At 69.6% G+C, this 24,344-nt stretch carries 22 protein-coding genes; 4 read left to right on the top strand and 18 right to left on the bottom strand.

Going from position 1 to position 24,344, the window contains the following annotated elements:
* Positions 1 to 31: 31 nt before the first annotated feature.
* From atpB to rpmE, 11 genes are all read right to left on the bottom strand, one after another.
* A complete protein-coding gene (atpB, locus tag EJK15_RS46225) occupies positions 32 to 829 on the bottom strand; it encodes a F0F1 ATP synthase subunit A (RefSeq protein WP_138716823.1) in 798 nt (265 codons plus the stop codon).
* 66 nt (positions 830 to 895) lie between these two features.
* Entirely contained in the window at positions 896 to 1,111 is a 216-nt protein-coding gene (locus EJK15_RS46220; protein WP_240777648.1) for an AtpZ/AtpI family protein, read from the bottom strand.
* 65 nt (positions 1,112 to 1,176) lie between these two features.
* Complete coding sequence (locus tag EJK15_RS46215) at positions 1,177 to 1,599, bottom strand: Cg1360 family ATP-synthase-associated protein (RefSeq protein WP_138716822.1); 423 nt, start codon at positions 1,597 to 1,599, stop codon at positions 1,177 to 1,179.
* Between the two features lie 131 nt (positions 1,600 to 1,730).
* A complete protein-coding gene (locus tag EJK15_RS46210) occupies positions 1,731 to 3,017 on the bottom strand; it encodes a glycosyltransferase family 4 protein (protein WP_138716821.1) in 1,287 nt (428 codons plus the stop codon).
* A gap of 57 nt (positions 3,018 to 3,074) precedes the next feature.
* Positions 3,075 to 4,340 (bottom strand): serine hydroxymethyltransferase, encoded by a 1,266-nt coding sequence (locus EJK15_RS46205; RefSeq protein ID WP_138716820.1) that lies wholly within the window; start codon positions 4,338 to 4,340, stop codon positions 3,075 to 3,077.
* A gap of 72 nt (positions 4,341 to 4,412) precedes the next feature.
* The gene (locus EJK15_RS46200) at positions 4,413 to 4,787 is read right to left on the bottom strand and encodes a hypothetical protein (protein WP_138716819.1); all 375 of its coding nucleotides are present in this window, start codon (positions 4,785 to 4,787) and stop codon (positions 4,413 to 4,415) included.
* On the bottom strand, positions 4,787 to 6,853 hold the full coding sequence (locus tag EJK15_RS46195; protein ID WP_138716818.1) for a hypothetical protein: 2,067 nt from the start codon (positions 6,851 to 6,853) through the stop codon (positions 4,787 to 4,789). The genes EJK15_RS46200 and EJK15_RS46195 overlap by 1 nt, the downstream gene beginning before the upstream one ends.
* Before the next feature lie 108 nt (positions 6,854 to 6,961).
* Positions 6,962 to 7,609, bottom strand: a complete 648-nt coding sequence (locus EJK15_RS46190) for an L-threonylcarbamoyladenylate synthase (RefSeq protein WP_138716817.1) — start codon at positions 7,607 to 7,609, stop codon at positions 6,962 to 6,964.
* A gap of 10 nt (positions 7,610 to 7,619) precedes the next feature.
* Positions 7,620 to 8,474 carry a peptide chain release factor N(5)-glutamine methyltransferase gene (gene prmC / locus EJK15_RS46185; RefSeq protein ID WP_138716816.1) on the bottom strand — a complete coding sequence of 285 codons (855 nt, stop codon included), beginning with the start codon at positions 8,472 to 8,474 and terminating at the stop codon, positions 7,620 to 7,622.
* Positions 8,471 to 9,523 (bottom strand): peptide chain release factor 1, encoded by a 1,053-nt coding sequence (gene prfA, locus EJK15_RS46180; protein ID WP_138716815.1) that lies wholly within the window; start codon positions 9,521 to 9,523, stop codon positions 8,471 to 8,473. The genes prmC and prfA overlap by 4 nt, the downstream gene beginning before the upstream one ends.
* Positions 9,524 to 9,608: 85 nt before the next feature.
* The gene (gene rpmE / locus EJK15_RS46175) at positions 9,609 to 9,827 is read right to left on the bottom strand and encodes a 50S ribosomal protein L31 (protein WP_138716814.1); all 219 of its coding nucleotides are present in this window, start codon (positions 9,825 to 9,827) and stop codon (positions 9,609 to 9,611) included.
* Between the two features lie 201 nt (positions 9,828 to 10,028).
* Between rpmE and EJK15_RS46170 the strand changes: the two genes are divergently transcribed.
* Positions 10,029 to 11,075, top strand: coding sequence for a hypothetical protein (locus tag EJK15_RS46170; RefSeq protein ID WP_138716813.1), 1,047 nt, complete (start codon positions 10,029 to 10,031; stop codon positions 11,073 to 11,075).
* Here EJK15_RS46170 and EJK15_RS46165 read toward each other — a convergent pair whose 3' ends face one another.
* The 5 genes from EJK15_RS46165 to thrC all read right to left on the bottom strand — a co-directional run bounded on the left by EJK15_RS46165 (position 11,076) and on the right by thrC (position 18,063).
* Complete coding sequence (locus EJK15_RS46165; RefSeq protein WP_138716812.1) at positions 11,076 to 11,711, bottom strand: response regulator; 636 nt, start codon at positions 11,709 to 11,711, stop codon at positions 11,076 to 11,078.
* A 10-nt stretch (positions 11,712 to 11,721) separates the two neighbouring features.
* Positions 11,722 to 12,954 (bottom strand): sensor histidine kinase, encoded by a 1,233-nt coding sequence (locus EJK15_RS46160; RefSeq protein WP_240777647.1) that lies wholly within the window; start codon positions 12,952 to 12,954, stop codon positions 11,722 to 11,724.
* A gap of 577 nt (positions 12,955 to 13,531) precedes the next feature.
* On the bottom strand, positions 13,532 to 15,619 hold the full coding sequence (gene rho / locus EJK15_RS46155; RefSeq protein WP_138716810.1) for a transcription termination factor Rho: 2,088 nt from the start codon (positions 15,617 to 15,619) through the stop codon (positions 13,532 to 13,534).
* A 456-nt stretch (positions 15,620 to 16,075) separates the two neighbouring features.
* Entirely contained in the window at positions 16,076 to 16,981 is a 906-nt protein-coding gene (gene thrB / locus EJK15_RS46150; protein ID WP_138716809.1) for a homoserine kinase, read from the bottom strand.
* 23 nt (positions 16,982 to 17,004) lie between these two features.
* The gene (thrC, locus tag EJK15_RS46145; protein WP_138716808.1) at positions 17,005 to 18,063 is read right to left on the bottom strand and encodes a threonine synthase; all 1,059 of its coding nucleotides are present in this window, start codon (positions 18,061 to 18,063) and stop codon (positions 17,005 to 17,007) included.
* A 239-nt stretch (positions 18,064 to 18,302) separates the two neighbouring features.
* On the opposite strand from thrC, the gene EJK15_RS46140 reads away from it, so the two are divergent.
* The gene (locus tag EJK15_RS46140) at positions 18,303 to 19,691 is read left to right on the top strand and encodes a glycosyltransferase family 2 protein (protein ID WP_240777646.1); all 1,389 of its coding nucleotides are present in this window, start codon (positions 18,303 to 18,305) and stop codon (positions 19,689 to 19,691) included.
* 166 nt (positions 19,692 to 19,857) lie between these two features.
* Here EJK15_RS46140 and EJK15_RS46135 read toward each other — a convergent pair whose 3' ends face one another.
* Both EJK15_RS46135 and EJK15_RS46130 read right to left on the bottom strand, forming a co-directional pair.
* A complete protein-coding gene (locus EJK15_RS46135) occupies positions 19,858 to 21,519 on the bottom strand; it encodes a glycosyltransferase family 2 protein (RefSeq protein WP_138716806.1) in 1,662 nt (553 codons plus the stop codon).
* On the bottom strand, positions 21,516 to 22,589 hold the full coding sequence (locus EJK15_RS46130; RefSeq protein WP_138716805.1) for a glycosyltransferase family 2 protein: 1,074 nt from the start codon (positions 22,587 to 22,589) through the stop codon (positions 21,516 to 21,518). The genes EJK15_RS46135 and EJK15_RS46130 overlap by 4 nt, the downstream gene beginning before the upstream one ends.
* 258 nt (positions 22,590 to 22,847) lie before the next feature.
* On the opposite strand from EJK15_RS46130, the gene EJK15_RS46125 reads away from it, so the two are divergent.
* Together EJK15_RS46125 and EJK15_RS46120 are read left to right on the top strand one after the other, a co-directional pair.
* On the top strand, positions 22,848 to 23,285 hold the full coding sequence (locus EJK15_RS46125; RefSeq protein ID WP_138716804.1) for a hypothetical protein: 438 nt from the start codon (positions 22,848 to 22,850) through the stop codon (positions 23,283 to 23,285).
* The coding region (locus EJK15_RS46120) for a glycosyltransferase family 2 protein (protein ID WP_138716803.1) at positions 23,282 to 24,344 on the top strand (1,063 nt) is incomplete at its 3' end. The genes EJK15_RS46125 and EJK15_RS46120, both read left to right, overlap by 4 nt.

Below are 24,344 nucleotides of genomic sequence, written 5' to 3'. Positions count from 1 at the left end.
CACCGGTCATGGATATTCCGGTATGTGGTTCTCAGTGTTCAGCGTGCAAGGAGCCACCGATGTACATCGATGCCAGCATCGCGAAGAGGAATGCCTGCAGGAACTGGATGAAGATCTCGAAGGCGGTGAAGATGATCGTCATGACCACGCCGAGGACGCCGACGCCGGCGCCCAGGGGGGTGAGCTTCTCGAACAGGAACCAGAAGCCGACCATGCTGAAGAACGCGAGCAGCATGTGCCCGGCGAACATGTTGGCGAACAACCGGACCGCGTGCGTGAACGGCGCGATGATCATGTTCGAGAGGAACTCGATCGGCGACAGCAGCACGTAGATCGGCTTCGGCAGTCCGGGCGGGAACATCATGTTCTTGAAGTAGCCGCCGACACCCTGGTGCTTGATGCCGAGGTAGAGCTTGAGCACGTAGATCGAGATGGCAAGCACCGCCGGGAACGCGATGTGCGAGGCCACCGGGAACTGGGCGAGGGGGATGACCCCCATCAGGTTCCAGACGAAGATCAGGAAGAACAGCGTCAGCAGCAGGCCCATGAACCGGTCGGCGTCCTTGCCCAGGAAGGGCCGGGCGACCTGGTCACGGACGAACATGTAGCCGTATTCGACGACGTTCTGCACGCCTCTCGGCACGATCTTCGGCTTGGAGAAGGCCGCCCAGCACAGGCCGATCACGAGGATCGAGCTGAGGGCCGCCAGCAGGACCGGCTTGGTGAACCATTCGACCCCCGGAATGATCGGCGGCAGGTCGAAGAGCTCGTTGGGCGTGGGCGCACCGAATTCGTCGCCAGGAGGTGCTAGGACCGTCAGCGCAGTCACGCGGCGTTCCCTTCAACGTCGTAGTGAATCACAGGATTTCCTCGATGAAGTCGTCGCTACGTCGGACTAGCGAGAGAACTTCCGGTAGGCCAGATAGCCGGCGAGCACCACCCCAAGGACGGTGCCTATGGGAAAGAACGCGGACGTGTCTAGCCACCGGTCCAGCAACCACCCGAGACCGCCATAGATGGCCATCCCGGCGAGCAGAAAGCTGGGGATTGACCACATGGCGTCGGCGAAGTCGCGACCGTCTTCTTCCGGTCGGCGTTCCTGTGCGCTCATCGCGGCCCCGACGATAGCAGGCGAGTAGAGGACTAGTCATATCGGACCCCGTCCGTGCACCAGCCTCATGAGTCGCCCTTTCCGGGGACTCGGGCTTCGGGGTCGACGTAAAGCATCTTGGTCTTCATGAAGGCGCGGACTTCGAAGCCCGTCCACACGAGCGTGCAGATCACGACTGACCAGGCGAAAGCCAGGGTATTCCACGCCGTGGTGTCGCGGAACGCGGACAGCACGACCATGATGACGACGACCTTGACGAGATAGCTCACCATCGCCGCGATCGCCATCATCTGGGGAGACACCCGTGCGGCATAGGAGACCGCTACCACGCTGATGCTGAAGAAAACTCCGACGAGCAACGTGCCGAGCACCGCGCCCAGCGCCCCCTTGCCACCTGCCGTCAGGAGCGACACGACCACGACGACCAGCCCGGCCGCGAGGGTCGGAATCGCGGCGCTCTTGAGTACGCGCACGTCGTTGGCCTGCATCGGTGCTCCATCAGCATGTTATCAAGCGAGCGTTTGCTACCCCCAGAGCCGGTGCGTCTGGAGGTCCCTGCTCGTGAAAGATATCACAAGCTCATGGAAGACCGCTTTTACCTGCCCTTTCTAGTTCGCGATCAAGAACGGCTGGGAAATGCCGGAATGACCGGATTTCCCTCGGCCGTCACGCGTTCGGACGAAGGGCCTTCGCCCGGCGGCATCCGCCGTCTGACCTCGGGCTCCGGCGGGATCGGCGGCATGGGACCGGTGGGCGGACCGTCGTCGTCGGGCTGGCTGCCGCGCGACGCCGCGTGCGCGCCACCCCTGCCCCGCCAGCGCGGCAGGGCCATCAGCACCAGGACCGCCAGGGCGAGCACGATGACCAGGGGGAACAGCAGGACCGGCACGCCGATCGTGGACATGCCCACGATGCCGAAAGCGAACAGGAACGCCCACGCGTACATGATCAGCACGGACCGGCGGTGTGAGTGGCCGATGTCCATGAGCCGGTGGTGCAGGTGGCCGCGGTCGGGCGCGAACGGCGACAGGCCGCGCGAGGTGCGCCGCACCACCGCGGTTATCAGGTCGACCAGCGGCAGGACCAGCACCGCGGCCGGCAGGAGCAGCGGCAGGAGCACCGGGACCTTGTTCATGCCCTCGATGATCCCGGGGTCGACCGGCGTCACGGTGACGATGGAGGAGGCGAGCACGAGCCCGATCAGCATCGCGCCGGTGTCGCCCATGAAGATCTTCGCCGGATGGAAGTTGTGCGGCAGGAAGCCCAGGCAGGTGCCGATGAGGATGGCCGCGATGGCGGCCGTGGTGGTGATGCGCCCGCCGCTGATGTTCTCGGCGAGGAAGATCGAGTAGGCCCACGTGGCCATGCCCGCGATGCAGACGATCCCGGCCGCCAGGCCGTCGAGCCCGTCGACGAAGTTGACCGCGTTGATGGTCACGACCACGACCAGGATGGTGATCACGGTGCTGAGCGTGTAGTCGAGGCTGGTGGAGCCGCCCCAGTCCTGCGGCAGGGGAATGTAGAGGAGCCGCAGGTCGAAGAAGACCAGCACGCCCGCCGCGGCGATCTGCCCCCCGAGCTTGATGAAGGCGTCCATGCCCCACCAGTCGTCCAGGAAGCCGGTCACCGTGATCAGCCCGCCGGCCAGGAGCAGCGCCGTCACCGCGTTGGAGTCGGACTCCGTCAGCGCCTTGCCCGTGTGGGTGAGCTGGCTGGCCACCAGCAGCCCCACGACCAGGCCGCCGTACATCGCCAGGCCGCCCAGTCTGGGCGTCGGTGTCGTGTGCACGTCGCGCGCGCGAACCTCCGGCATGGCGCCGATGCGGATGGCGAAGCGGCGCACCAGCGGGACCAGCAAGTAGGTCACCGCTGCCGAGATGAGCGCCATGAACAGGTATTCGCGCACGGACCTAGTTTCCCGGATGCTCCGGCCACCTGTGACCGGAAAACGACACAGACCAGCTTAATATTCGCTGAGATATGGGCGATGGATGGCCAGAAGCGCCGAAACTCTTTCCCTGACCTCGTCCTCGCTCCCCGGCCGGCGCACCGCCCGGGTCACCAGAGTCCCCACCTCTTTCAGCTCCAGGGGTCCCATTCCCTGGGTGGTCACGCACGGCGTGCCCACGCGGATCCCCGACGTCACGGCCGCCGGCTCCGGGTCGTACGGGATGACGTTGCGGTTGAGCGTGATCCCCGCCGCCGCACACCGCTGCTCCGCCTCAGCCCCCGACACCCCCACGTCACGCAGGTCGATCAGCGCCAGATGCGTGTCCGTGCCGCCGGACACCGCCCGCATCCCCTCCACGGCCAGCGACTCCGTCAGCGCCTGGGCGTTCGCGATCACCCGCCTGGCGTAGTCGGCGAACTCCGGCCGCATCGCCTCCCCGAACGCCACCGCCTTGGCCGCCACCACGTGCATCAGCGGCCCGCCCTGGATGAACGGGAACACCGCCCGGTCGATCTTCCTCGCCAGCTCCTGGGTGCACAGGATGGCCCCGCCGCGCGGTCCACGCAGCGCCTTGTGGGTGGTGAACGTCACGACGTCCGCGTACGGCACCGCCGACGGGATCGCGCCGCCCGCCATCAGCCCGATCGGATGCGCCACGTCGGCCAGCAGCCACGCCCCCACCTCGTCGGCGATGCCGCGGAAGGCGCCGAAGTCGATCAGTCGCGGGTACGCCGTGGCGCCGCACACGATGACCTTCGGCTGGTGCCGCAGCGCCAGGTCCCTGACCTCGTCGTAGTCGATGACTTCAGTGTCGCGACGCACGCCGTACGACACGACGTCGAACCATCTTCCCGAGAAATTCACCTTGGAGCCGTGGGTGAGGTGCCCGCCGTGCGGCAGCGCCATGGCTAGCATGGTGTCGCCGGGCTGCAGGAGCGCGGCGTAGGCGGCCAGGTTCGCGGAGGCGCCGGAGTGCGGCTGGACGTTGGCGTGCTCGGCGCCGAACAGTTTCTTCGCCCGGTCGATCGCCAGCCGCTCGGCCCGGTCGACGACCTCGCAGCCGCCGTAGTAGCGGCGGCCAGGGTAGCCCTCGGCGTACTTGTTGGTCAGGGTCGAGCCCAGGGCGGCCAGGACGGCGGGCGAGGTGAAGTTCTCGCTGGCGATCAGCTGGATCCCGCCGCGTACCCGGTCGAGCTCGTCGAGCAGCACCTGCGCGAGCTCGGGATCCTGCCGCTGCAGGAGCCCGAAGTCCGGACCGTAGTAGGGCTGGGTACCCATTTCCCCACTGTACGCCCCAATGTCCGTTTCTCCCATACGCAGATCAATGCCCGGAAATTTCACCTCATTAGCTCATTGGAAGGCATGGGGCGCGTTGGCCGTGGTCGGTATCCACCGCGGCGTGTCCGCCGCCTGGTCGCTGATCGCCGTCAGCACGGAGTGGCGGTAGACGGCCAGCCTGGTACGCCATTCGCGGATGTCCTCGACGTAGCGCTCGCCCACCGGGGCGTCCCACGTCTGAGGGCTCCTGGCGAGGTTGTAGGCCTTGTCGAGGGCCGTTTTGAGCGTCTCCAGCTGAGGCATGACGGTGTTCCATGCTTGGACGAGGCGCTGGTACTCGGAATTGAACTCCCAGGCCCGCGGCGGGTTCTCCAGGGGGCCCGCGGTGGTGGCCGGCGGGCGTTCGCCTCGTTCCATGGGTTTGGGGGCCGGTGGGTCGACGTACATCACGCGCTCCTTTCCGGCGAACCGGGATCGACCGAACCCGGCGGGCCGTCCGGCCGGATGTCCTCCGGCGCCCATGCGCCCTTGCCGTACTCGCCGGGCGGGACCTGCACGGAGGGCATCTCCATCGGCTGGGCGTCGCGGTGGTTCTCGATCACCGTCTTCAGCGCGTCCAGGCTGGGCGGGGTGACATCGATGGAGACGACGTCACTGCTGCCGTATGCCCCAGTGGGCGTGTCCGCCGTGCCGGGCTCTTCAGCCGTCCCGGCGCCGCTGCCGGGCTCTTCGGCCGTCCCGGCGCCAGTGCCGGGCTCTTCGGCCGTCCCGGCGCCAGTGCCGGGCTCTTCGGCCGTCCCGACTCCGGGTACGCCGACCGCGGCGTCGCTCCCAGGCGTGCCGGCCCCTGACGCGGCGGCTCCCGTACCGGCGCCGCCATCTCCCGCGGGTGCCGTGGGCGGGATTTTCACACCGGCGTCACCGTCCGACGGGGCATCGCCCGGCGTCGTGTCCGTGTCACCAGGCGTCCCATCTGCATCGCGCGGCGTCGTATCCGTGTCGCCCGGCGTCGTATCCGTGTCGCCCGGCGTGGTGTCCTTGCCGTCCGGCGCCGTTCCCGTGTCGCCGGGCGTGGCGTCTTCGCCACCCGGTGTAGCGTCCGCGTCCCCAGGCGTCGTCTCCGTGCCGCCCGGCGTCCCGTCGGCGCCGGAGCCGCAGGCGTCGTCGCCCGTGGTCGAGGGCGTGTCGTCGATCGGTGTGACGCCCACCGAGCCGCCGCCGTCGGCCGGAAGAGTGCCCGTGCCGCCGCCTTCCGTGCCCGGTGTGCCGTAGCCCTCCGCCGAGGGCGTGCCGGTGCCCGGCGTCGCTGCCGGGCTGCCGCCGTCCGAGGCAGCTGACGTGGGTGGCAGGGGCACCTGGTCGCCGGCGCCCGTGCTCGGCCGACCCGGGTCGATGGAGCCCGCGTCGCCGTCCGGCCGGATGTCGCGTTCGACCCACTGGCCCTTGCCGTACTCGCCCGCCGGGACCTCCACGCCGGGCATGTCGTGCGGCTGGATGTCGCGGTGGTTCTCGATCACCGTCTTCAGTGCGTCGAGGCTGGGCGGGGTTGTGTCGGCGGAGACGACGTCGTTGCCGTCGTTGACGTTGGGGGCGGCGCCGGCGTTGGCGTCGGCGCCTGCGGGCACCTTCGGCATCTCCGCCGGCTGTACGTCGTCGGCGTTCTCGAGCAGGGCCTCCAGCTGCTCGGCCGTGGGCGGGTCGAGGGGCACTTGCAGGACCTTGACGCCGTCGACCACCACGACCTGCGGCTTGGTGACATCGGTGTCGTCAGGCTGGTCCTTGGCCGGCGTGTCCGTCGCACCCTCGTCCGGCTCGGCTCCGCGGTCGCGCCTGCTGTCCTGTTCGTCGTCCTTGGGATCGTCGGCGGGCTGCTCCCCGGTGCTCTCGTCGGCACCGGTGTCCGTGCCTGTCCCGGTGTCCTTGCCGGTCTCCGTGTCCGTGCCGGTCCCGCTGTCCTCGGCGTCGTCGCACTTCCCGTCGGAGCCGGTCTTGGGGTCGTCGCCGGTCTTGGGGTCATCGCCCGTGGTGCCGTCCTTGCCGGTCTTGCTGTCCGAGTCCGTCTTGCCGTCAGAACCGGTCTTCCCGTCAGAACCGGTCTTCCCGTCGGAGCCGGTCTTGCTGTCCTCGCCGGTCTTGACGTCATCGTCCTTCGGGGTCACCTCGTCGGGCTTGTCGCCGGCGCGCGGGTTGTCGTACTTGTCCTGCTCCCCGCGTACGTCCTTGGGCTCGTCGTCGTCCGTGGGCGCCGCCCCCGACCCGGGGACGTCGCCCGTCCCCCGCGGTTGATCGACCTTCTTCTCCAGCACCCCAAGCCGGACGTTCACGTCCTTGACCATGGTGTCGGCCGCGTCGGCGATCTGGGCGGGACGGTGCGTGGTCTGGGTGGACAGCCCGGCCCGGCTCATCTCGAGCCTGACCCGATCCTCGACCGTACGCATCTGCGTGGCCGCGTGTTTCACCTCGGTCAGCAGATCACGGACCAGCTTGGGATCCATGCCGTCGTACTTGCCCATGGGCCACTCCCGGACGTATCGCTGCTCCGGGCCTCACCGTAATCATGGCCGGAGCGCCATCGCAGCCGGGATAAGCAGACGGTATACGTCGCCGGTCAGGTCAACCGATCAGTCGTCCGTGGCGACGTAGCCGATGATGCCGCGCAGCTTCTCCACCGGGATCGCCCCGCGCCGAAGCATCCTGGGCACGGCCGTGGTCAGGTCGAGGATGGTCGAGGGCGTGTTGTCGGTGGTCTTGCCGCCGTCGAGATAGACCGCGACCGCCTCACCGAGCTGCTCCTCGGCCTCCTCCGCCGTGGTGGCGGGCGCGGCGCCCGAGCGGTTGGCGCTGGAGACGGCCATGGGGCCGGTCTCCTTGAGCAGGTCGAGCGCGACCGGGTGGAGCGGCATGCGTACGGCAACCGTGCCCTTGGTATCCCCCAGGTCCCAGGAAAGGGCCCTGTTGGCCTTGCAGACGAGCGTGAGCGGCCCGGGCCAGAAGGCGTCTATCAGGTCCTGCCCGTACGGTCCCATGTCGTCTATGAGCGCTGTAGCGGCTCTGACGGTGCCGACGAGGACGGGCGGCGGCATCTCACGGCCGCGCCCCTTGGCGTCGAGCAGCGCGGTGACCGCCGACGGCGTGAAGGCGTCGGCGCCGATGCCGTAGACGGTGTCGGTCGGCAGCACCACGAGCTCGCCCCGGCGTACGGCGGCGGCGGCCTCCGTGAGGCCCTCGGTCCGCTGTTCGAGGTCTGAACAGTCAAAGCGTCTTCCCACGGCGTGCATCCTAATCCTGGCCCAACCTGGCGGTGACGAAGCGGTCTCTTCTCGTGAGGTCCTGGCGCAGCCGCACGTCGCGCCAGCCGTTGTCCTCGGGGAACGTCAGGTAGACCGCCCTGCCCTGCTCGTCGGCGTGCTCGACGGCGACCCAGCCGCCTGGACGCAGCAGGCGGCGGGCCGTGCGCTCCACCGCGCGGACCTCGCCGAGCCCGTCGTCGCCCGAGCCGTAGAGCGCCCGGGAGGGGTCGTAGTCGCGTACCTCGGGGTCGCGCGGGATCCCGCCGGGCGGGATGTAGGGCGGGTTGGAGATGACAAGATCGACCTTGCCGTTGAGCTCGGGCAGCGCCTCGGCGAGGTCCTCGGGGTGCAGGTGCGTGCGGCCCTGGCCGTGCTCGGAGATGTTGCGCTTGGCCCAGGTGTACGCCCCGGGGTCGACCTCCACGGCGTGCACCTCGGCCAGCGCCACCTCCTGGGCGATCGAGAGCGCGATCGCGCCGGAGCCGGTGCCGAGGTCGACGACGAGCGGGGCGGTCACGTCCATCTCGCGCAGCGTCTCGATGGCCCAGCCGGCCATCACCTCGGTCTCCGGCCGCGGGACGAACACGCCGGGGCCGACCGCGAGCTCCAGGTAGCGGAAGTAGGCGTGCCCGGTGATGTGCTGCAGCGGCTCGCGGGCCGCGCGCCTGGCGACGCCTTCCCAGAACAGCGCGTCGAAGTCGCCGTCCTTGACCCTGTGGAGCTCGCTCCTGCGCACGCCGTGGACGAATGCCGCGATCTCCTCAGCGTCGGTGCGCGGTGAGGGCACACCTGCCTCGGCCAGCCGGGCGGTGGCGAGGGCGATCTCGTCCAGCAGAAATGTCATGAGTGTTGTGCGAGCTTCTCCGCCATCTCGGCGTCGATGAGGGCCTGGGTGACGGCGCTGAGCTCACCGTCGAGAACCTGGTCGAGGTTATACGCCTTGAAGCCGACGCGGTGGTCGGAAATGCGGTTTTCCGGGAAGTTGTACGTGCGGACGCGCTCGGAGCGGTCGACCGTGCGTATCTGGGACTTGCGCTCCGCCTGCGCGGCGGCGTCGGCCTGCTCCTGCGCGATGACCAGCAGCCGGGCGCGCAGGATGCGCAGCGCCGACTCCTTGTTCTGCAGCTGGCTCTTCTCGTTCTGGCACGAGACGACCACGCCGGTGGGCAGGTGGGTGATGCGGACCGCGGAGTCGGTGGTGTTGACGCTCTGGCCGCCGGGACCGCTGGAGCGGTAGACGTCGATGCGCAGGTCGTTGGGGTCGACATGGACCTCGACGTCCTCGGCCTCGGGGTAGACGAGCACGCCCGCGGCGCTGGTGTGGATGCGGCCCTGCGACTCGGTGACGGGCACCCGCTGCACGCGGTGCACGCCGCCCTCGTATTTGAGCCTGGACCACACGCCCTCGTCGCCCTTGGCCTTGATGCCGACCGTGACGTCCTTGTATCCGCCCAGGTCGGAGGGCTGGCTGTCGATGACCTCGGTCTTCCAGCCGAGCCGCTCGGCGTAGCGGAGGTACATCCGCAGCAGGTCGCCCGCGAACAGCGCCGACTCCTCGCCACCCTCGCCCGCCTTGATCTCCATGATGATGTCCTTGTCATCGTTGGGATCGCGCGGGATGAGCAGGTGCTTGAGCCGGTCCTCCAACCGGGGGATGCGGGCTTCGAGCTCGGCGGCCTCGGCCGCGAACGACTCGTCCTCGCCGGCCAGCTCCTTGGCGGCGCTCAGGTCGTCGCGGGTCGACTCCAGCTCGCGGTAGGTGCCGATGATCGGCGTGAGCTGGGAATATCGCCTGCCGAGGGTGCGGGCCTTGGTCTGGTCGGCGTGCACGGCGGGATCGGCGAGCTGCGACTCCAGCTCGGAATACTCCTTGAGCAACTCGTCGAGATTCACCGTGGGTCCTTCAGTCTTGGATCGGGCCTGTACCAACAACGCCGACCCGGCGCTCGCGCGAGCGTCCGGGCCGGCGTGAGTGGAGCTACTTGCCCGCGGCCTTCTTGCCGAAACGCTTCTCGAAGCGCGCCACCCGGCCACCGGTGTCGAGGATCTTCTGCTTGCCGGTATAGAACGGGTGGCAGGCAGAGCACACGTCGGCGTGGATCACGCCGTTCTTCGCGGTGCTGCGGGTGCTGAACGTGTTGCCACAGGAGCAAGTCACGTTCGTCACGTGGTATTCGGGGTGGATGTCGCGCTTCATTGCTGTCCTTTCGGGCTGCGGCCGCCGGGTCGCCTTTCACGCATGGCGTGAACCGGAACCGCAAAAATGGTCAGCTACCAGTGTGCCAGATCGTGCAACCATCCCAGGCCATCGGTCATTCCCATGATCTTTACAACGCGGTCACCCTCGTCACACTAGGCTCCCTGACACCATTCATCACCTTTCTAAGGATCTCTACGGATGAAGAGAAGGGTGCGGTTGTTACTGGCAACCGCCACGGGGGCCGCCGTTCTCCTCGGAGGCACCGGCCTGACCGCCACCGGCGCGTACGCCTCCCACCAGGCGCTAACCATGGCGGACGACTTCACGGGGGACGCCTCCGCCAGCGCGTCCATCCCGCTCGAGAGCGACGTCGAAGGCACCGTCACGCTCAAGCTCAATGAGCCGGCCAAGGTCACGAGTGTCACGGGCAGCATCGAGCCGCCCGGCAAGGCGGCCAAGACGGTGACGTTCGACTTCAGGACGGGCGACACCGCCACCACGCAGGCGCTCACCGGCAAGTGGCCGATCACCAAGGACGACCCGGCCGGCGACTGGAAGCTGAGCGTCGTCGTCGCCCGCGACACGGGCACCAACACCACGCCGTTCGTGGTCAAGGTCTCCGGCAAGCAGGGCATCAGCGGCGGGAACGTCACCCCCGACCCGGTCCAGCTCGTCACTGGCAAGGACGTCCTGGTCTCGGTCGAGGCGTCGGTGAAGGACGCGGCCACCGTGTCGGCCAAGCTCGTCAGTGACGCCGGCGGCGAGTTCTACGACCTCGGCGACCTGGCCAAGGAGTCGGACGGCTACTACCGCGGCTCCACGTACTTCGCCGACGACACGACGCCGGGCGACTGGACCCTCGAGGTGCACGCCACCAAGAACGGCCAGACGCTCAAGGGCGTGGCGTCGTTCACGGTCGTGGCGCCCGCGGGCGGCGCGTCCAAGAAGGCCAAGAGCAGGGTCACGATCGCGGCGCCGAACAAGGTCCGCAAGAGCAAGACGTTCAAGGTGTACGGCAAGGTCTACCGGGGCTCGAAGGCGTACAAGGGCAAGACCGTCGAGGTGTACTTCAAGGCCAAGGGCACCAAGACGTACAAGCTCATGGGCTTCGCCAAGGCCACCTCGACCGGCAAGTACAGCAAGTCGTTCAAGGCACGCAAGGACGGCTACTTCCGGGTCAAGGTGCCCGGCACCAGCAAGACGCGCAGCTCGCTGTCGCCACAGGAGTTCGTGGACGTCAAGTAGTCAACGTCCGAGATAGGTCAAGACGGCCAGGACGCGCCGATGGTCCTCGGGCGCCGGCCCGAGGGCCAGCTTGGCGAAGATGCCGGAGATGTGTTTCTCCACCGCCCCCTCGGTGACGACCAGCCGGGCGGCGATGGCGGTGTTCGAGCGGCCCTCGGCCATCAGGGCGAGAACCTCGCGCTCGCGGGGCGAGAGCGTGTCGAGCGGGGCGCCGCGGCGCTGGCGGCTGAGGAGCTGCACGACCACCTCGGGGTCGATGACCGTGCCGCCCGCCGCCACCTGCCGCACCGCCTCCAGGAACTCGGCCACGTCGGCCACCCGCTCCTTCAGCAGGTAGCCGACGGCCCTGCCGATGAGGTCGCCCGCGTAGCGCTCCTCGACGTACTGCGACAGGACCAGGATCGGGAAGTCCGGCCGGGCCTCGCGTACCTTCAACGCCGCCCGCAGGCCCTCGTCGGTGTGCGTGGGCGGCATGCGTACGTCGACGATCGCCAGGTCCGGGTCGTGCTCCCGCACCGCGGCCTCCAGCGCGGACCCGTCGGAGACGGCCGCCACGGTCTCGATCCCGCCGTCGGCGAGGAGCCGGGCGAGCCCCTCGCGCAGCAGTACGGAGTCCTCGGCGATGACGACGCGCATGGCCACATGACTACCACTCGCAGGGCAGCTCCGCACGCACGATCGTGGGTCCGCCTATGGGGCTGTGCAACACGAGCACGCCGTCGATCGTGGCCGCCCGGTCGGCCAGCCCCGACAGCCCGCCATCGGGGGTGACGACGGCGCCGCCGACGCCGTTGTCCCACACGTCGACGACCACGCCGCGCCGGTCCCTGAACACCGAGACCGACGCCTCCGTCGCCGCCGAGTGCTTGGCCATGTTGGCCAGCGACTCCGCCACGGTGAAGTACGCGATGCTCTCCACCGCCGCCGGCGGCCGCTCCGCCAGCTCGACCGACACGTCCACGCGGATGGGCGCCCGCGCGGCCAGCCCCGACAGCGCCGCGTCCAGGCCGCGGTCGCTCAGGATGGCCGGATGGATGCCCCTGGCCAGGTTGCGCAGCTCGGCGATGGCGGCCTTGGTGCCCGCGTGCGCCTGCGCGATGAGCATCCTGGCCTCGTCGGGCTCGGCGTCGAACTTGGCCTGCGCCCGGCCGAGATCCACCGCGACGGACAGCAGCCGCTGCTGCGCGCCGTCGTGCAGGTCGCGCTCGATCCTGCGCCGCTCCGTCTCGGCCGCGTCGACCCCCCTGGCGCGGCTGGCCCGCAGCCGCTCCTCCTCGCTGCCGCCCAGCAGCACGACGGCGAGCGTCCCGTGTAACCAGGCCATGCCGCGCACGAGGTACGCGGTCAGCACGAGCAGCACGACGCCGAAGAACGAGGCCACCCAGGCGGCCGTCCAGTCCTCGAAGACGTAGCTCTCCCCCATCGTCTCGCCTATCGAGAGCAGGAGGGGCGCGAACAACGTCATGCCCGCGGCCAGCCACAGCGCCCCCGACACCGCCGCCTCCACCAGCCCGAGTGGCAGCAACATCAGCAGGTAGCCCAGGTCCTTCCAGGTCGCCGGGTCCGTCACCAGCCACTGGAGGTGCGCGCCGACCCCACGCTCGGGACGGCTCCGGTACGGGTCCCGGATCCTGACCCCGAACGCCGCCCAGAGCATCCGGCGCTCCAGCATCGCCCCGCCGCGCCACATCAGCACGGTCGCCATCGCCAGGGGCACGCCGACCCAGACGATCGTGAGCGTGAGCGAGACCGGCACCGCGAAGGACAACACGAAGAACCAGCCGAACCCGAACGCCACGCTGACCAGCAAGTACGGTGCCGCCCGCCAGGTCATCGGATCGACCAGGACCCCCAGCGGGCCCTTCGGTCCAAATGGCACGCGGTCTTTCAACGCCACCGATCGCATGCCTCAAGCGTGCCCGCCGAGACGGCCGGAGTGAATGTGGCTGACTTCCGTCGCGGGGTAGGGCTAGCCCCACTCCCGCCACGCCCACAGACCCCCCGCAACCGCGGCGCCGCGCCACATCCCACGCGCCCCGGCATGTATCCGCACGACAGCGCCCGCTTCTGCACGAAGCATCCATCCACCCGCACGGCACCACCGGCCCCGAGGGTTGCTGATGGGGTTAGCCAACCGTAGTTATCATGTGGCATAGTGTCACTGCACGCCCGGCGCCCAGGCGACGTCGGGCACCCTCCTCGGTCAGGCCGTGCGCGTCTGGCCGGTCAGCGTCCGGAGGGACGTGTTCAACGGGCCGGTGGCCTCGCTGCCGGTACCAGGGCACGAAGACGATTGGTGGATGCCGGGCACCTCGTTGTGTCCTGATCCTGTGCAACGCTCAGGATCGCTAAGCCAATCAGAGACGCTGTACACCGCCTCCTACGCATCCGGACGGCATCCGTACAGACAGAAGGGGGCGGCAGGTGGAATACCTGCCGCCCCTTTCCAGGAACCGTTAGTCGCGGTCGTTGCTCACCGTGGTCTTCTGGACCTGCAGGAGGAACTCCGCGTTGGACTTGGTCTCCTTCATCTTCTCCAGGAGCAGCTCAAGAGCCTGCTGCATGTCCAGAGCGTGCAGCACGCGCCGCAGCTTCCAGACGATCTGGAGCTCATCCCTGGCCATGAGGATCTCTTCCTTACGGGTGCCGGACGCGTCCACGTCCACCGCGGGGAAGATCCGCTTGTCCGCCAGGGACCGGTTGAGCTTGAGCTCCATGTTGCCGGTGCCCTTGAACTCCTCGAAGATGACCTCGTCCATCTTGGAGCCGGTCTCGACCAGGGCCGTGGCGAGGATCGTCAGCGAGCCGCCGTTCTCGATGTTGCGGGCGGCGCCGAAGAACCGCTTGGGCGGGTAGAGCGCCGTGGAGTCGACACCACCCGACAGGATGCGACCGGACGCCGGGGCCGCCAGGTTGTAGGCGCGGCCGAGGCGGGTGATCGAGTCGAGCAGGACGACCACGTCGTGGCCCAGCTCCACCAGGCGCTTGGCCCGCTCGATGGCGAGCTCGGCGACCGTGGTGTGGTCCTCGGCGGGACGGTCGAAGGTCGAGTGGATGACCTCGCCCTTCACCGACCGCTGCATGTCGGTGACCTCTTCTGGCCGCTCGTCCACGAGCACGACCATCAGGTGGCACTCGGGGTTGTTGTGGGTGATCGCGTTGGCGATGGCCTGCAGCACCATCGTCTTGCCGGCCTTGGGCGGCGAGACGATGAGGCCGCGCTGGCCCTTGCCGATCGGCGACACGAGGTCGATGATCCGCGTGGTGAGGATGTTGTGCTCGGTCTCGAGCCGCAGGCGGTCCTGCGGGTAGAGCGGCGTCAGCTTGTTGAAGTCCGGCCTGTTGCGGGCCTGCTCCGGGTCCATGCCGTTGACGGTGTCGAGGCGGACCAGAGCGTTGAACTTCTCGCGCCGCTCGCCGTCGCGGGGCTGCCTGACGGCGCCGGTGATGACGTCGCCCTTGCGCAGGCCGTTGCGGCGGATCTGGGCGAGCGAGACGTAGACGTCGTTGCTGCCGGGCAGGTAGCCGCTTGTCCTGACGAACGCGTAGTTGTCGAGGATGTCGAGGATGCCGGCGATCGGGATGAGCACGTCGTCGTCGCCGACGACGGGCTCGCCGCTCTCGAAGCGGTCACGGCCGCGGCCGCGGTTGCGCTCCCTGAAACGGCCTCTGCGGCCGCGCCCGCCACGATCGTCATCGTCGCCACCGGTGCGCTGGTCACGCTGGTCGCCACGCTGATCGCCACGGTCACGCAGGTCGCCACGCTGATCGCCACGCAGGTCGCCACGGTCACGCTGGTCGCCGCGCAGGTCACGCTGGTCGCCACGGTCACGCTGGTCACTGCGCAGGTCGCCGCGCTGGTCACGCTGGTCACCGCGCTGGTCGCCCCGGTTTCCGGCATCGACGGCGCGCTGGTCGCCGCGGGCGGTCTCCGCACGGCCGCCCTCACCGCGGTCGTTGCCGGAGCGGTCGCCGCTGCCGCGCTCGCCGCGCTCACGGCGCTCGCCACGGCCGCGTCGCTCGCGACGGCTCTCGCCACGGTCGGTGCGCCCATCACCCTGCTGCCCGGCGTCTGCGGCCTGGGGCTGTTGCTGCTGCTCCACGACCGGCTCGGCCGGGGCGGCGATGGGCTCAGGTGCCGCGGCCACGGGCTCGGCAGCGGCCACCGGCTGCTGCGGAGCGGGCTCCTCGGCGGGCTTGGTACGGGAACGTTCCCTGCGGGTGCGGGTGGGCCGCTCGGCGGCCGGAGCCGCCTCAGCCGGGGCGGCAGGCGCCTCGGTCGCGGCCACGGGAGCCGGCGTGGATTCTCCGGAACCGCCACCCTGCTTCTCCTGGATGGCCGCGATGAGCTGGCTCTTCCGCATGCGCCCGGTCCCGCTGATGCCCAGCTCAGCTGCGATCTTCTGCAGCTCGGGCAGCACCTTGGCGGACAGGCCGGTGCCGGAGCGACGCGCACGCGGCTTGGCCGCGGCACGGGTGGGGGTGTCGCCGGACGCCGGCTCAGCGCCTGTTGCGTCGGAGAGGAGTTCGGTGGTGTCGCTCAACTAAAAGGTCCTTCCCAGGGGTCGGGCGCCGGGTTTGTTCTGCCGGGCGTCCCGGAGGTGCTTGCGATCCGGCGGGACAGACCGGGTCGGGGTGCACGCTGCGATCTTCGGCTGTCACTGGAGACGGCCGCCACTCTTGGGGAGGGGCTCGTCACGCCGCCAATGGGCCGTGGCGCGTGGCTGACACCCCCCAGATTGCTGTCGCCAACCAGATGTCGAATTGAATCGAACGCGCAGGTCCCCGTCGTCGCCGCCTCGTTTCGAGCCAACCGGGTGTGGGCCAACCGGAGGCGACAAATTCCGGGGAGACAGCCGCGCTGCCCACGTCTCGCGACGTGAAGCATGATGCAGCGATGTACGACTGACAAGCACGCACCCACCAAGGGGGCATCTGGTGCGGCTATCAGCCTAACATCACCAGCGCACACGACTATTCCCTGAAGGTCTAAAGAGGCATCAGCGTGTCTCGGGGAACTGAACGTTCGCACCAACCGGGTCGACGTCCATTAGCTGGATGTGCCAGTCATTACCCACTTCTGGCGCGATCAAATCCTGCGTATCCGATGTCGAAAACGCAAGAACCGTGGGACCCGCTCCCGAAACGACCGCGGGCACGCCCACTGCACGGAGACGTTCTACCAGATCCGCACTCGCCGGCATCGCAGGCGCGCGGTAATTCTGATGGAGTCTATCCTCTGTGGCGGCGAGCAGTAGCCCTCGCTCCGGCCGCTGGGTCAACGCGGCTATCAGCAACGCGGCCCTGCCGGCGTTGAAGGAGGCGTCCTTGTGGGGCACGTCCTTCGGCAAGAGCCCCCGCGCGGTCTCCGTGGCCAGCCGCGTCGATGGAACGACGGCGACCGGGCGGACCCGTTCGTCGGGAGCTAGCTTCACCATATGCGGTGCCCCGGTGTGGTCTGACCAGGCCACGGTCAATCCTCCGGCCAGACACGGGGCGACGTTGTCGGGATGGCCCTCCATCTCGGTGGCCAGCGCGAACACCTCGTCGTCGGAGAACTCGGCGCCCGCCAGAGCGCGCGCCGCGAGAATGCCGGCGCAGACGGCCGCGGAGGAGGAGCCGAGGCCACGGGCGTGCGGGATGCTGTTGCGGCAGCGCAGGCGTATCCCCTCGGGCTGAGGGACCCCCATGCGGCCGAACGTCTCGCGCATCGCCCTGACGACCAGGTGCCCCTCGCCGAGATCGACCTCGCCCGCGCCCTCACCTTCCACGGTGACGCGTACGCCCCCTTCGTCGGTGAGCGCGGCCTCGACCTCGTCGTACAGGCTCAGTGCCAGCCCCAGCGCGTCGAAGCCCGGGCCCAGGTTCGCCGACGTGGCGGGCACGCGGATGACAACGGTCCTCATTCACTCACTTCCTGTGACGCACGTCAGGCGAGGTTGAGTGCCGCCGCGGCGGCGTGGACGTCGATGGGGATGACCACCGGCGCCGGCGCTCCCGAGATGGCCCAGTCGGGGTCCTTGAGCCCGTTGCCGGTGACCGTGCACACGATGCGCTGCCCCGGCGTGACCAGGCCCTGGGCGTGTGCCTGGAGGAGACCCGCGACGCTGGCCGCGGAGGCCAGCTCCACGAACACGCCCTCTTCCTGCGCGAGCAGCTTGTACGCCGCCGCGATCTGCCGGTCGGTCACCGCCTGGATGGCCCCGCCCGACTCGTCGCGGGCCGCCGTGGCCAGCCCCCACGACGCCGGGTTGCCGATGCGGATCGCGGTGGCGATCGTGTGCGGGCGGGCCACCGGCGCGCCCTCGACGATCGGCGCCGCGCCGCTGGCCTGGAACCCGAACATGCGGGGCCGCTTGGTCGCTACGCCGTCGGCGAAGTATTCCTGGTAGCCCATCCAGTAGGCCGAGATGTTGCCCGCGTTGCCCACCGGGATGCAGTGGATGTCCGGGGCGTCGCCCAGCGTGTCCACGATCTCGAACGCGGCCGTCTTCTGCCCCTGCAGCCGGAACGGGTTGACCGAGTTGACCAGCGCGATCGGATAGCTGGACGACAGCTTGCGGGTCATCTCCAGGCAGTCGTCGAACGACCCCTCGACCTGCAGCAGCGTGGCGCCGTGCACGAGCGCCTGGGCCAGCTTGCCCATGGCGATCTTCCCCCGCGGCACCAGGACGGCACACGTCAGCCCCGCGCGAACGGCATAGGCCGCGGCCGAGGCCGAGGTGTTGCCGGTGGAAGCGCAGATGACCGCCTTGGCCCCCTCCTCGACCGCCTTGCTGATGGCCATGGTCATGCCACGGTCCTTGAAGCTGCCGGTCGGGTTGGCGCCCTCGACCTTCAGGTAGACGTCGCACCCCGTGAGGGCCGACACGCGATGTGCGGGCACCAGCGGCGTGCCACCCTCGAGCAGTGTGATGACAGGCGTCTTCGACGTGACGGGAAGACGTTCGCGGTATTCCTCGATGAGGCCACGCCACGACCTGCTCATGATGACTCCCTACCTGCGGTGTTGGCCACCGAGTGTACGGGGTGCGGGGGGCCGGCGCGGATTCGCGTCCCCCGTCGGACGTCCCCATTAGACAGGGGCACTATTCAGGAAATTCTCAGCATCTCCCGATAAGGTCACGGCAGGGGGTCACGACCATGAACGCGCGTCCTGCTTTGAGGCAGAACGACTATTCACCAGTAGCAGCGCCACGGCTCGGCGCCTGGTCACCCGCCCTTTCCGTGAGCGTGGTGATACCCGCGCACGGCGGGCAGGACAAGCTCGACCTGACGCTGGCCGCGCTGGCGGCGCAGACGTACCCGGGCCACCTGATGGAGGTCCTCGTCGTCGACGACGGCAGCGCGCCGCCGATCCAGCTGCCCGAGATCAGGCCGGTCAACACCCGCGTCGTGAGGGTCCGGGACGGCTGGGGCATCTCCAACGCCGTCAACACCGGCGCCAAGGCCGCCGACGGCGAGATCATCCAGCGGCTCGACGCCGACATGGTGGCCTGCCGTGAGCACATCGAGGCCCTGGCTCGCTGGCACCACGTGACGGACTACCTCGTCACGATCGGGATGAAGAAGTTCGTCGAGGTGCCGCCCGTCAGCCCGCGGCAGGTCTTCCAGGCGGCACATCTGGGAGAGCTGTTCGATCTGGACGAGGCCGTGGCCAGCTCCACCGAGGCGACGATCGCCAAGACCGATGGGCTGCGCAAGAGCCGCAATCCGTACCACGTGTGCACGGGGCCGACCTTCGCTCTGCCCAGGGAGGTCTTTCACGCCGTGGGCGGTCTCGACCCGACCGTGGCGCGTGGGGAGGACACCGAGTTCTCGTACCGGCTGGCGATGCACGGCGTGGTGTTCGTGCCCGACATGAACGCGCAGGCCGTGCACCTGGGGCTGCCCGCGCAGCACCGCGACCGGGAACGGGCCGTGCGGGCGGTCGAGCCCTACCTGGCGCACCGGATCCCGCTGCGCCGGGACCTGCGCAAGGATCGGGGGCGGCGGTGGCTGGTGCCGTACGTGGAGATCGTGCTCGACGTCACCGACACCTCCGAGTCCGTGGTGCGGCAGGCGGTGGCGGCGGCGCTGGACGGCAAACTGCAGGATGTCGTGGTGACGCTGGTAGGGCCGTGGTCGCGGCTGAACGACTCCCGGCGGTCCGTGCTGTCCGATCCGTGCTTCGAGCTGCGGCTGATGCGTGACCTGTTCGCGCACGACGAACGCATCCGCCTGATCGACGAGGCCGCCCCGACGCCCGCGCCGACCCCGTTCCGCTACCGCGGGCCGGTGGACGTGCCGCTGCACCGGGCGACGCTGGAGCGCATGATCGAGTCGGTGCAGAAGGACCTCACGGGCGTGCTGATCGTGGACCTGCCCGACGGGCGTACCGCCCGGCTGGAGCGCACGTCGGCGCTCGGCCGCGCCACCCTGCTCGCCGACCCCGGGGCCGACCTGGACGACATCATCGCGACCACCCACGGGGTACGCCACGAGCCCCCGGACCGCTACTGGCCGGCCCCGAAGCAACCGGACCCGGTCACCATCCCGGCCCCGGTGACGGCATCCGTGGAATCGGCCGAGAAGACCCTGCTACGCCGCCTGAAGTCCGCCCTGCGTCCCAACTGACACCCCGTCCTCGCGGCGTCCAGCCCGGCGCGCCGGCCGGCGGGCGCTGTCCCGCCTCCGGCGTGCACCGGCAGCGGCGCGGCCGCCCGCTGGCGCGGTGCCGTGAGGGCGCGCCAGAGGTGCTCTGCCGGCAGCTTGGACGCTGTCCGCGGCAGGGAGGCGGTGGTCAGCCGCGGAGGCGTTTGCCGAGGGCGCGTTTCATGGTGGAGGAGACCAGGACGCGCAGGCTCTTCTGGGCGCGGCCGGCGGCGGAGAGCTGGCGGCGCAGGGTGCCGACCTCGCGGCGGAGCTCCACGGCCGTCTTGCGCCAGCGCCCCGCCTCCTCCTTCCACTTGGCCGCCTGCCCGCGCAGCCGCTCGGCCTCCTTGGCCAGCCGGGCGGCCTCGGCCTGAGCCTCCATGCGGGCCCGGTACGCGCCACGCCGCCCGAGCGGGGCCGCCGCGTCGGTGGTGAACCCGTAGGTCTCGGCCTCGACCCAGGACACGCCGGACACCGTGTCCACCGCGTCGTCCAGGTCCTCCCCCGGCTCGACGACGATGCGGGCCCGGGCGAAGGCGGACACGCGTTCCAGCCGGGCCGCGACGACGCCCTGGGACGACTCGTGGAGCAGCACGTTCACCAGCCCCAGGTCCTCGTCGCGGACCAGGTCGAGGAGCCGGGCCAGGGTGTCCTCGCCCGGGATCCAGCCGGCCGGCAGGCGCAGCACGAAGGGCACGGCGGGGTCGACGTCCTCGGCGGCGGACAGGCGTACCCGGCCCTCGTACAGGTAGTGGCCGTGGACCAGCACCAGGTCGAGGTCGGGGTCGCGGAGCGGGGTGCGGCGCTCTTGCCGGAGGGTGTCCCAGGGGCCGAGGAGGAGTATGGAAATGTCGGGAATGGTGCTGGCGAGCAGGGCATCCACCGTCGCCCGTACCGGGTCGTAACCCGCCGTGCCGTCCACCACCACGGTGACGTACGGGACCTTCCACTGCCGCCCCGGATGACCGCGCAACCAGCGGTAGGCAGGGATGCGGTCGGCCACGAACGCGTGGCTCACCCGGTCGATCGGCTGCTTGTCGCGCATCCGCATCGTCGGGCCGAGGTGGTAGGCGCGGGCCGCAGGCTCCGGTACGAAGACCGCGCCCGCCTGGGCCAGCCGGTAGCCCATCTCGGTGTCCTGGCCGAGTATCAGCTCCTCGTCCATCGGCCCCGCCGCCTCGACCAGCCGGGCGTTGACCGAGGTCGCGCCGCCGACGTGCAGGCTGAAAGGGCGCTGCGGGTTGTCGGTGAGGCCGTTGGTGCGCTCGACGAGGTCCACGATCCAGGCGTGCGGCTCGGCGGGCTCGAAGTGCTTCTCCAGGTCGTCGGGCAACTCCGCGGGCGGCTCGGCGCTGGTGAACCTGATGTAACCGGTGACGACCAGGTAAGGAGCCGCGTGGTGCCAGCGCATGTGCGCCTCGATCGCCCCGGGCGTGAGCACCACGTCCGAGTCGAGCCAGTGGATCACGTCGCCCGTCGCCTCCGCCAGACCGGCGTTGCGGGCGGCGGCCCGGCCCGGCTCGGCGCAGACGATCAGCCGGGCCCCGGCGGGGCGAATGGCGGGCAGGCGAAGAGACGCGAGCTCCGGCGCGCTGCCGTTGTCGACGACGATGACCTCGGTCAGCTCCGCCGGGTACGTCTGCCTGGACAGCCCCGCCAGCACCAGGTCGAGCTTGTCCTGCCCGCCGTAGGCGGGGATGACCACGCTGACCGTCAGCTCCGGCGTGAAGCGCTCCGGAGGCTGGAGCACGCGGTAATCGTTGCCCCGCACCCGCGCACAAGCGGTTCCGAGGTTGCCGCGTGTGCTCATGCGGCTTCCATGAGCAGGCTCGGGCGGAAGCCGCGCCACTGGTTGGCGGCCACCTTGAGGAAGTGGGCGAGCGGCAGTTGCCACGTGTGCTCGTCGCTGAGCCCTCTGCGCAGGACGTAGCCCAGCCCGTGGGTACGGTAAATGCGCGCCCCCGACTGATGGGCGACCTTGAGGAACTCTAGATCGACGGCCCGCGAAAGCCCGGGAAATCCACCTATTTCCCGAAATTTTACCAATGGCACCATGATCGTGCCCCCGGCCACATGATCGGACCAGACCTCGCTGGGATAGCGCGCCCCGCTGGCGAACGTCGTACGCCTGATCGTGGCCTTCAACGGCTCCAGGTAGAAGAACTCGGCCGTCGTGCCCACCACGTCGGCCCCCGCGTACGTCAGGGCCATGAACAGGTCGGAGAGGTGGCGGGGGCCGTACCAGTCGTCGTCGTCCCACTTGGCCAGGTAGTCGCCGCTCGCCAGTGCCGCCGCCCGGTTGAGCACCTCGCCGAACGGCACGGACGCCGCCGCCTCGACCCAGGTCACGGGCAGCGCGCAACGCTCGACCACCGCGCGTACCTGCTCGAACGCCACACCGTGCAGCCCCAGCAGCACCTCGGCCTCGACGCCGCGCTGCCGCTCCATCTGCGCCAGCGCCGCGCCGACCAGAGCCGGCCGCTTGCTCGACATGACGATGCTGACCTTGGGAGTGGGGGTGGGGTGCGCCAGGCGGCGTAAACGTACGCTGTGCTCCTCGCGCCGCAGGTCGGCCAGGGAGCGCGCGGTGCCGTCGGCGGCGTGGTCGAGCCAGGCGCGGTCGATGAGCAGGGCGGCGAGGTCGGCGGGCACCCAGGGCGCCGCGCGGCCGGCCGTCAGCGGGATCCCGGCGGCGGCCAGGCGCAACAGGCCGTCCAGGGGCACTTCCGCGTCGGGCCACTCGATCTCGAGGCCGCGCAGCGAGCGCAGCGCCGGCACGTCGGGCGGCTCTCCGTCCACCGCCCAGCCGGTGTCGGCCCAGTGCAGGCGGGCCAGCCCCTTCTCCGGCGTACGCACGAAGCCGCAAGGGGTGACGGACATGGATGAGCGCTCCTCGACCGCAGGGGATCAGTCGGCGCCTACCTTACGCCGGATTTACTGACGGGTAGACGGAGGGAGCACTTTTGACAGGCCCCGCTTCGCAGGTCGGGGAATGGTGATTCTCAGTTTTCCTCCAGGAAGTTATGGCACGGTAGTGGCCTATGTTGATTAGGGTGTCAATAATCCCGTGATGTCCGTGACGCCGCCGTTGTCCTAAGGCGGCGTCGACAAGCCATGAACAACGAAAGGTATGCGCGGATGCTCTCGCCCCGCCGACTGGCAGCGACCGGCGCACTCCTCTCAGCCCTGGTCGCCTGTGTGCTCGTGCTCCTCGTCATGGCCGGGCTGATCACGCTCGGCGCGGCGGCGGCCACAGCGGCGTTCCTCGTCGTACTGGCGGCCCTCGCCTTCCTCGCGCTCACCGTGCGCCGCCTCGACGGCAAGGCGCACCGGATCGACCTGCGGGTCAAGAAGTACGAGGCCGAGCTGGCCCGTACCACCACCGCGCTCAAGAACATCGAAACGAGGCTGGACCTGCTGGTGCGGGCCGTGGAGGAGTCCGCGGCGCGGCGGGCCGACGACCTGGGCGCGATCCTCTCCTCGCTCGGGGAGGACAGGGTGAACGCCATGTCCAGGGCACGAGAGGTGGAGGAACTGCGCGCGGAGGTCCGCGCGCTGGCCAAGGACTCGGTATGACGAGCGGGCCCGGCATGGCGCGCATCAGGCACAACGACTACGGCGTGCTGCGGCCGCCCGCGATCGGGACGTGGGAGCCCTCGCTGACCGTCTCCGTGGTCATTCCCGCCTACAACTGCGCGGAGGCGCTGGAACGCACGGTCGCGGCGCTGGGGCGGCAGACGTACCCGGCCGAGCTCGTCGAGGTGGTCGTCGCCGACGACGGCAGCGAGCCGCCCGTGGAGGTGCCCGGCGCCCGGGTCGTACGGGTGGCCGAGGGATGGGGGCGCGGCGCGGCCCGGCAGACCGGGCAGCTCGCGGCCTCCGGCGCGGTGGTCCACTGGCTGGACGCCGACATGCTGCTGGCCGAGGACCACCTCGAGTCGCACATGCGCTGGCACCATCTCGTCGACTACGCGGTGGTGATCGGCGAGACGCGGTTCGTGGAGGCTCCTGGCGAGGAGGGCGTCCAGTCCGAGTACACCCGGAAGACGCTGGAGTCGAGCAGGAGGCTCCGGGACGCCGGGTCCAGCGCTTATCTGCTGCACACCGGCGCGTCGACGTCCGTACGCGCCGAACTGCTGCGCGCGGCCGGGGGCGTGGACACCGGGCTGAACATGGCCGAGGACACCGAGCTGGGATACCGCCTGGCGCAGGCGGGCGCCGTGTTCATCCCCGACGCCGATGCCAGGGCGTGGCACGTCGGGCCCTCCACCGTGATGCTGCGGGAGGAGGAGGTGCACCGGCACAACTGGTCGTACCTTGGCGATCTCATCCCCGATCTGCGCTGGCTGCGCAATCATCCGCGGCGTCACTGGCTGGTGCCGTACGTGCGGGTGGTCGTGGGGGCGACGACGTACGAGCAGACGCGCGCGAGCGTGGACTCGGCGCTCGCGGGCACGCTCACGGACGCCGCCCTCACGCTCGTCGGCCCTTGGGGCAAGCTGACCGGCGAACGCCGCTCCAACCTCGACGATCCCCTCCTCGACCTGCGCCTTCTGCACAATCTGTACGCTCACGAGCCCCGGGTCGCGTTCGCGGAGAGCGCACCCACCTCCGCCGCCCCCTCCCCCTTCCAGC

It is taken from the genome of Nonomuraea basaltis, assembly GCF_005893125.1.
GTDB lineage: Bacteria > Actinomycetota > Actinomycetes > Streptosporangiales > Streptosporangiaceae > Nonomuraea > Nonomuraea basaltis.
This window is presented reverse-complemented; position numbering and strand designations above follow the sequence as displayed.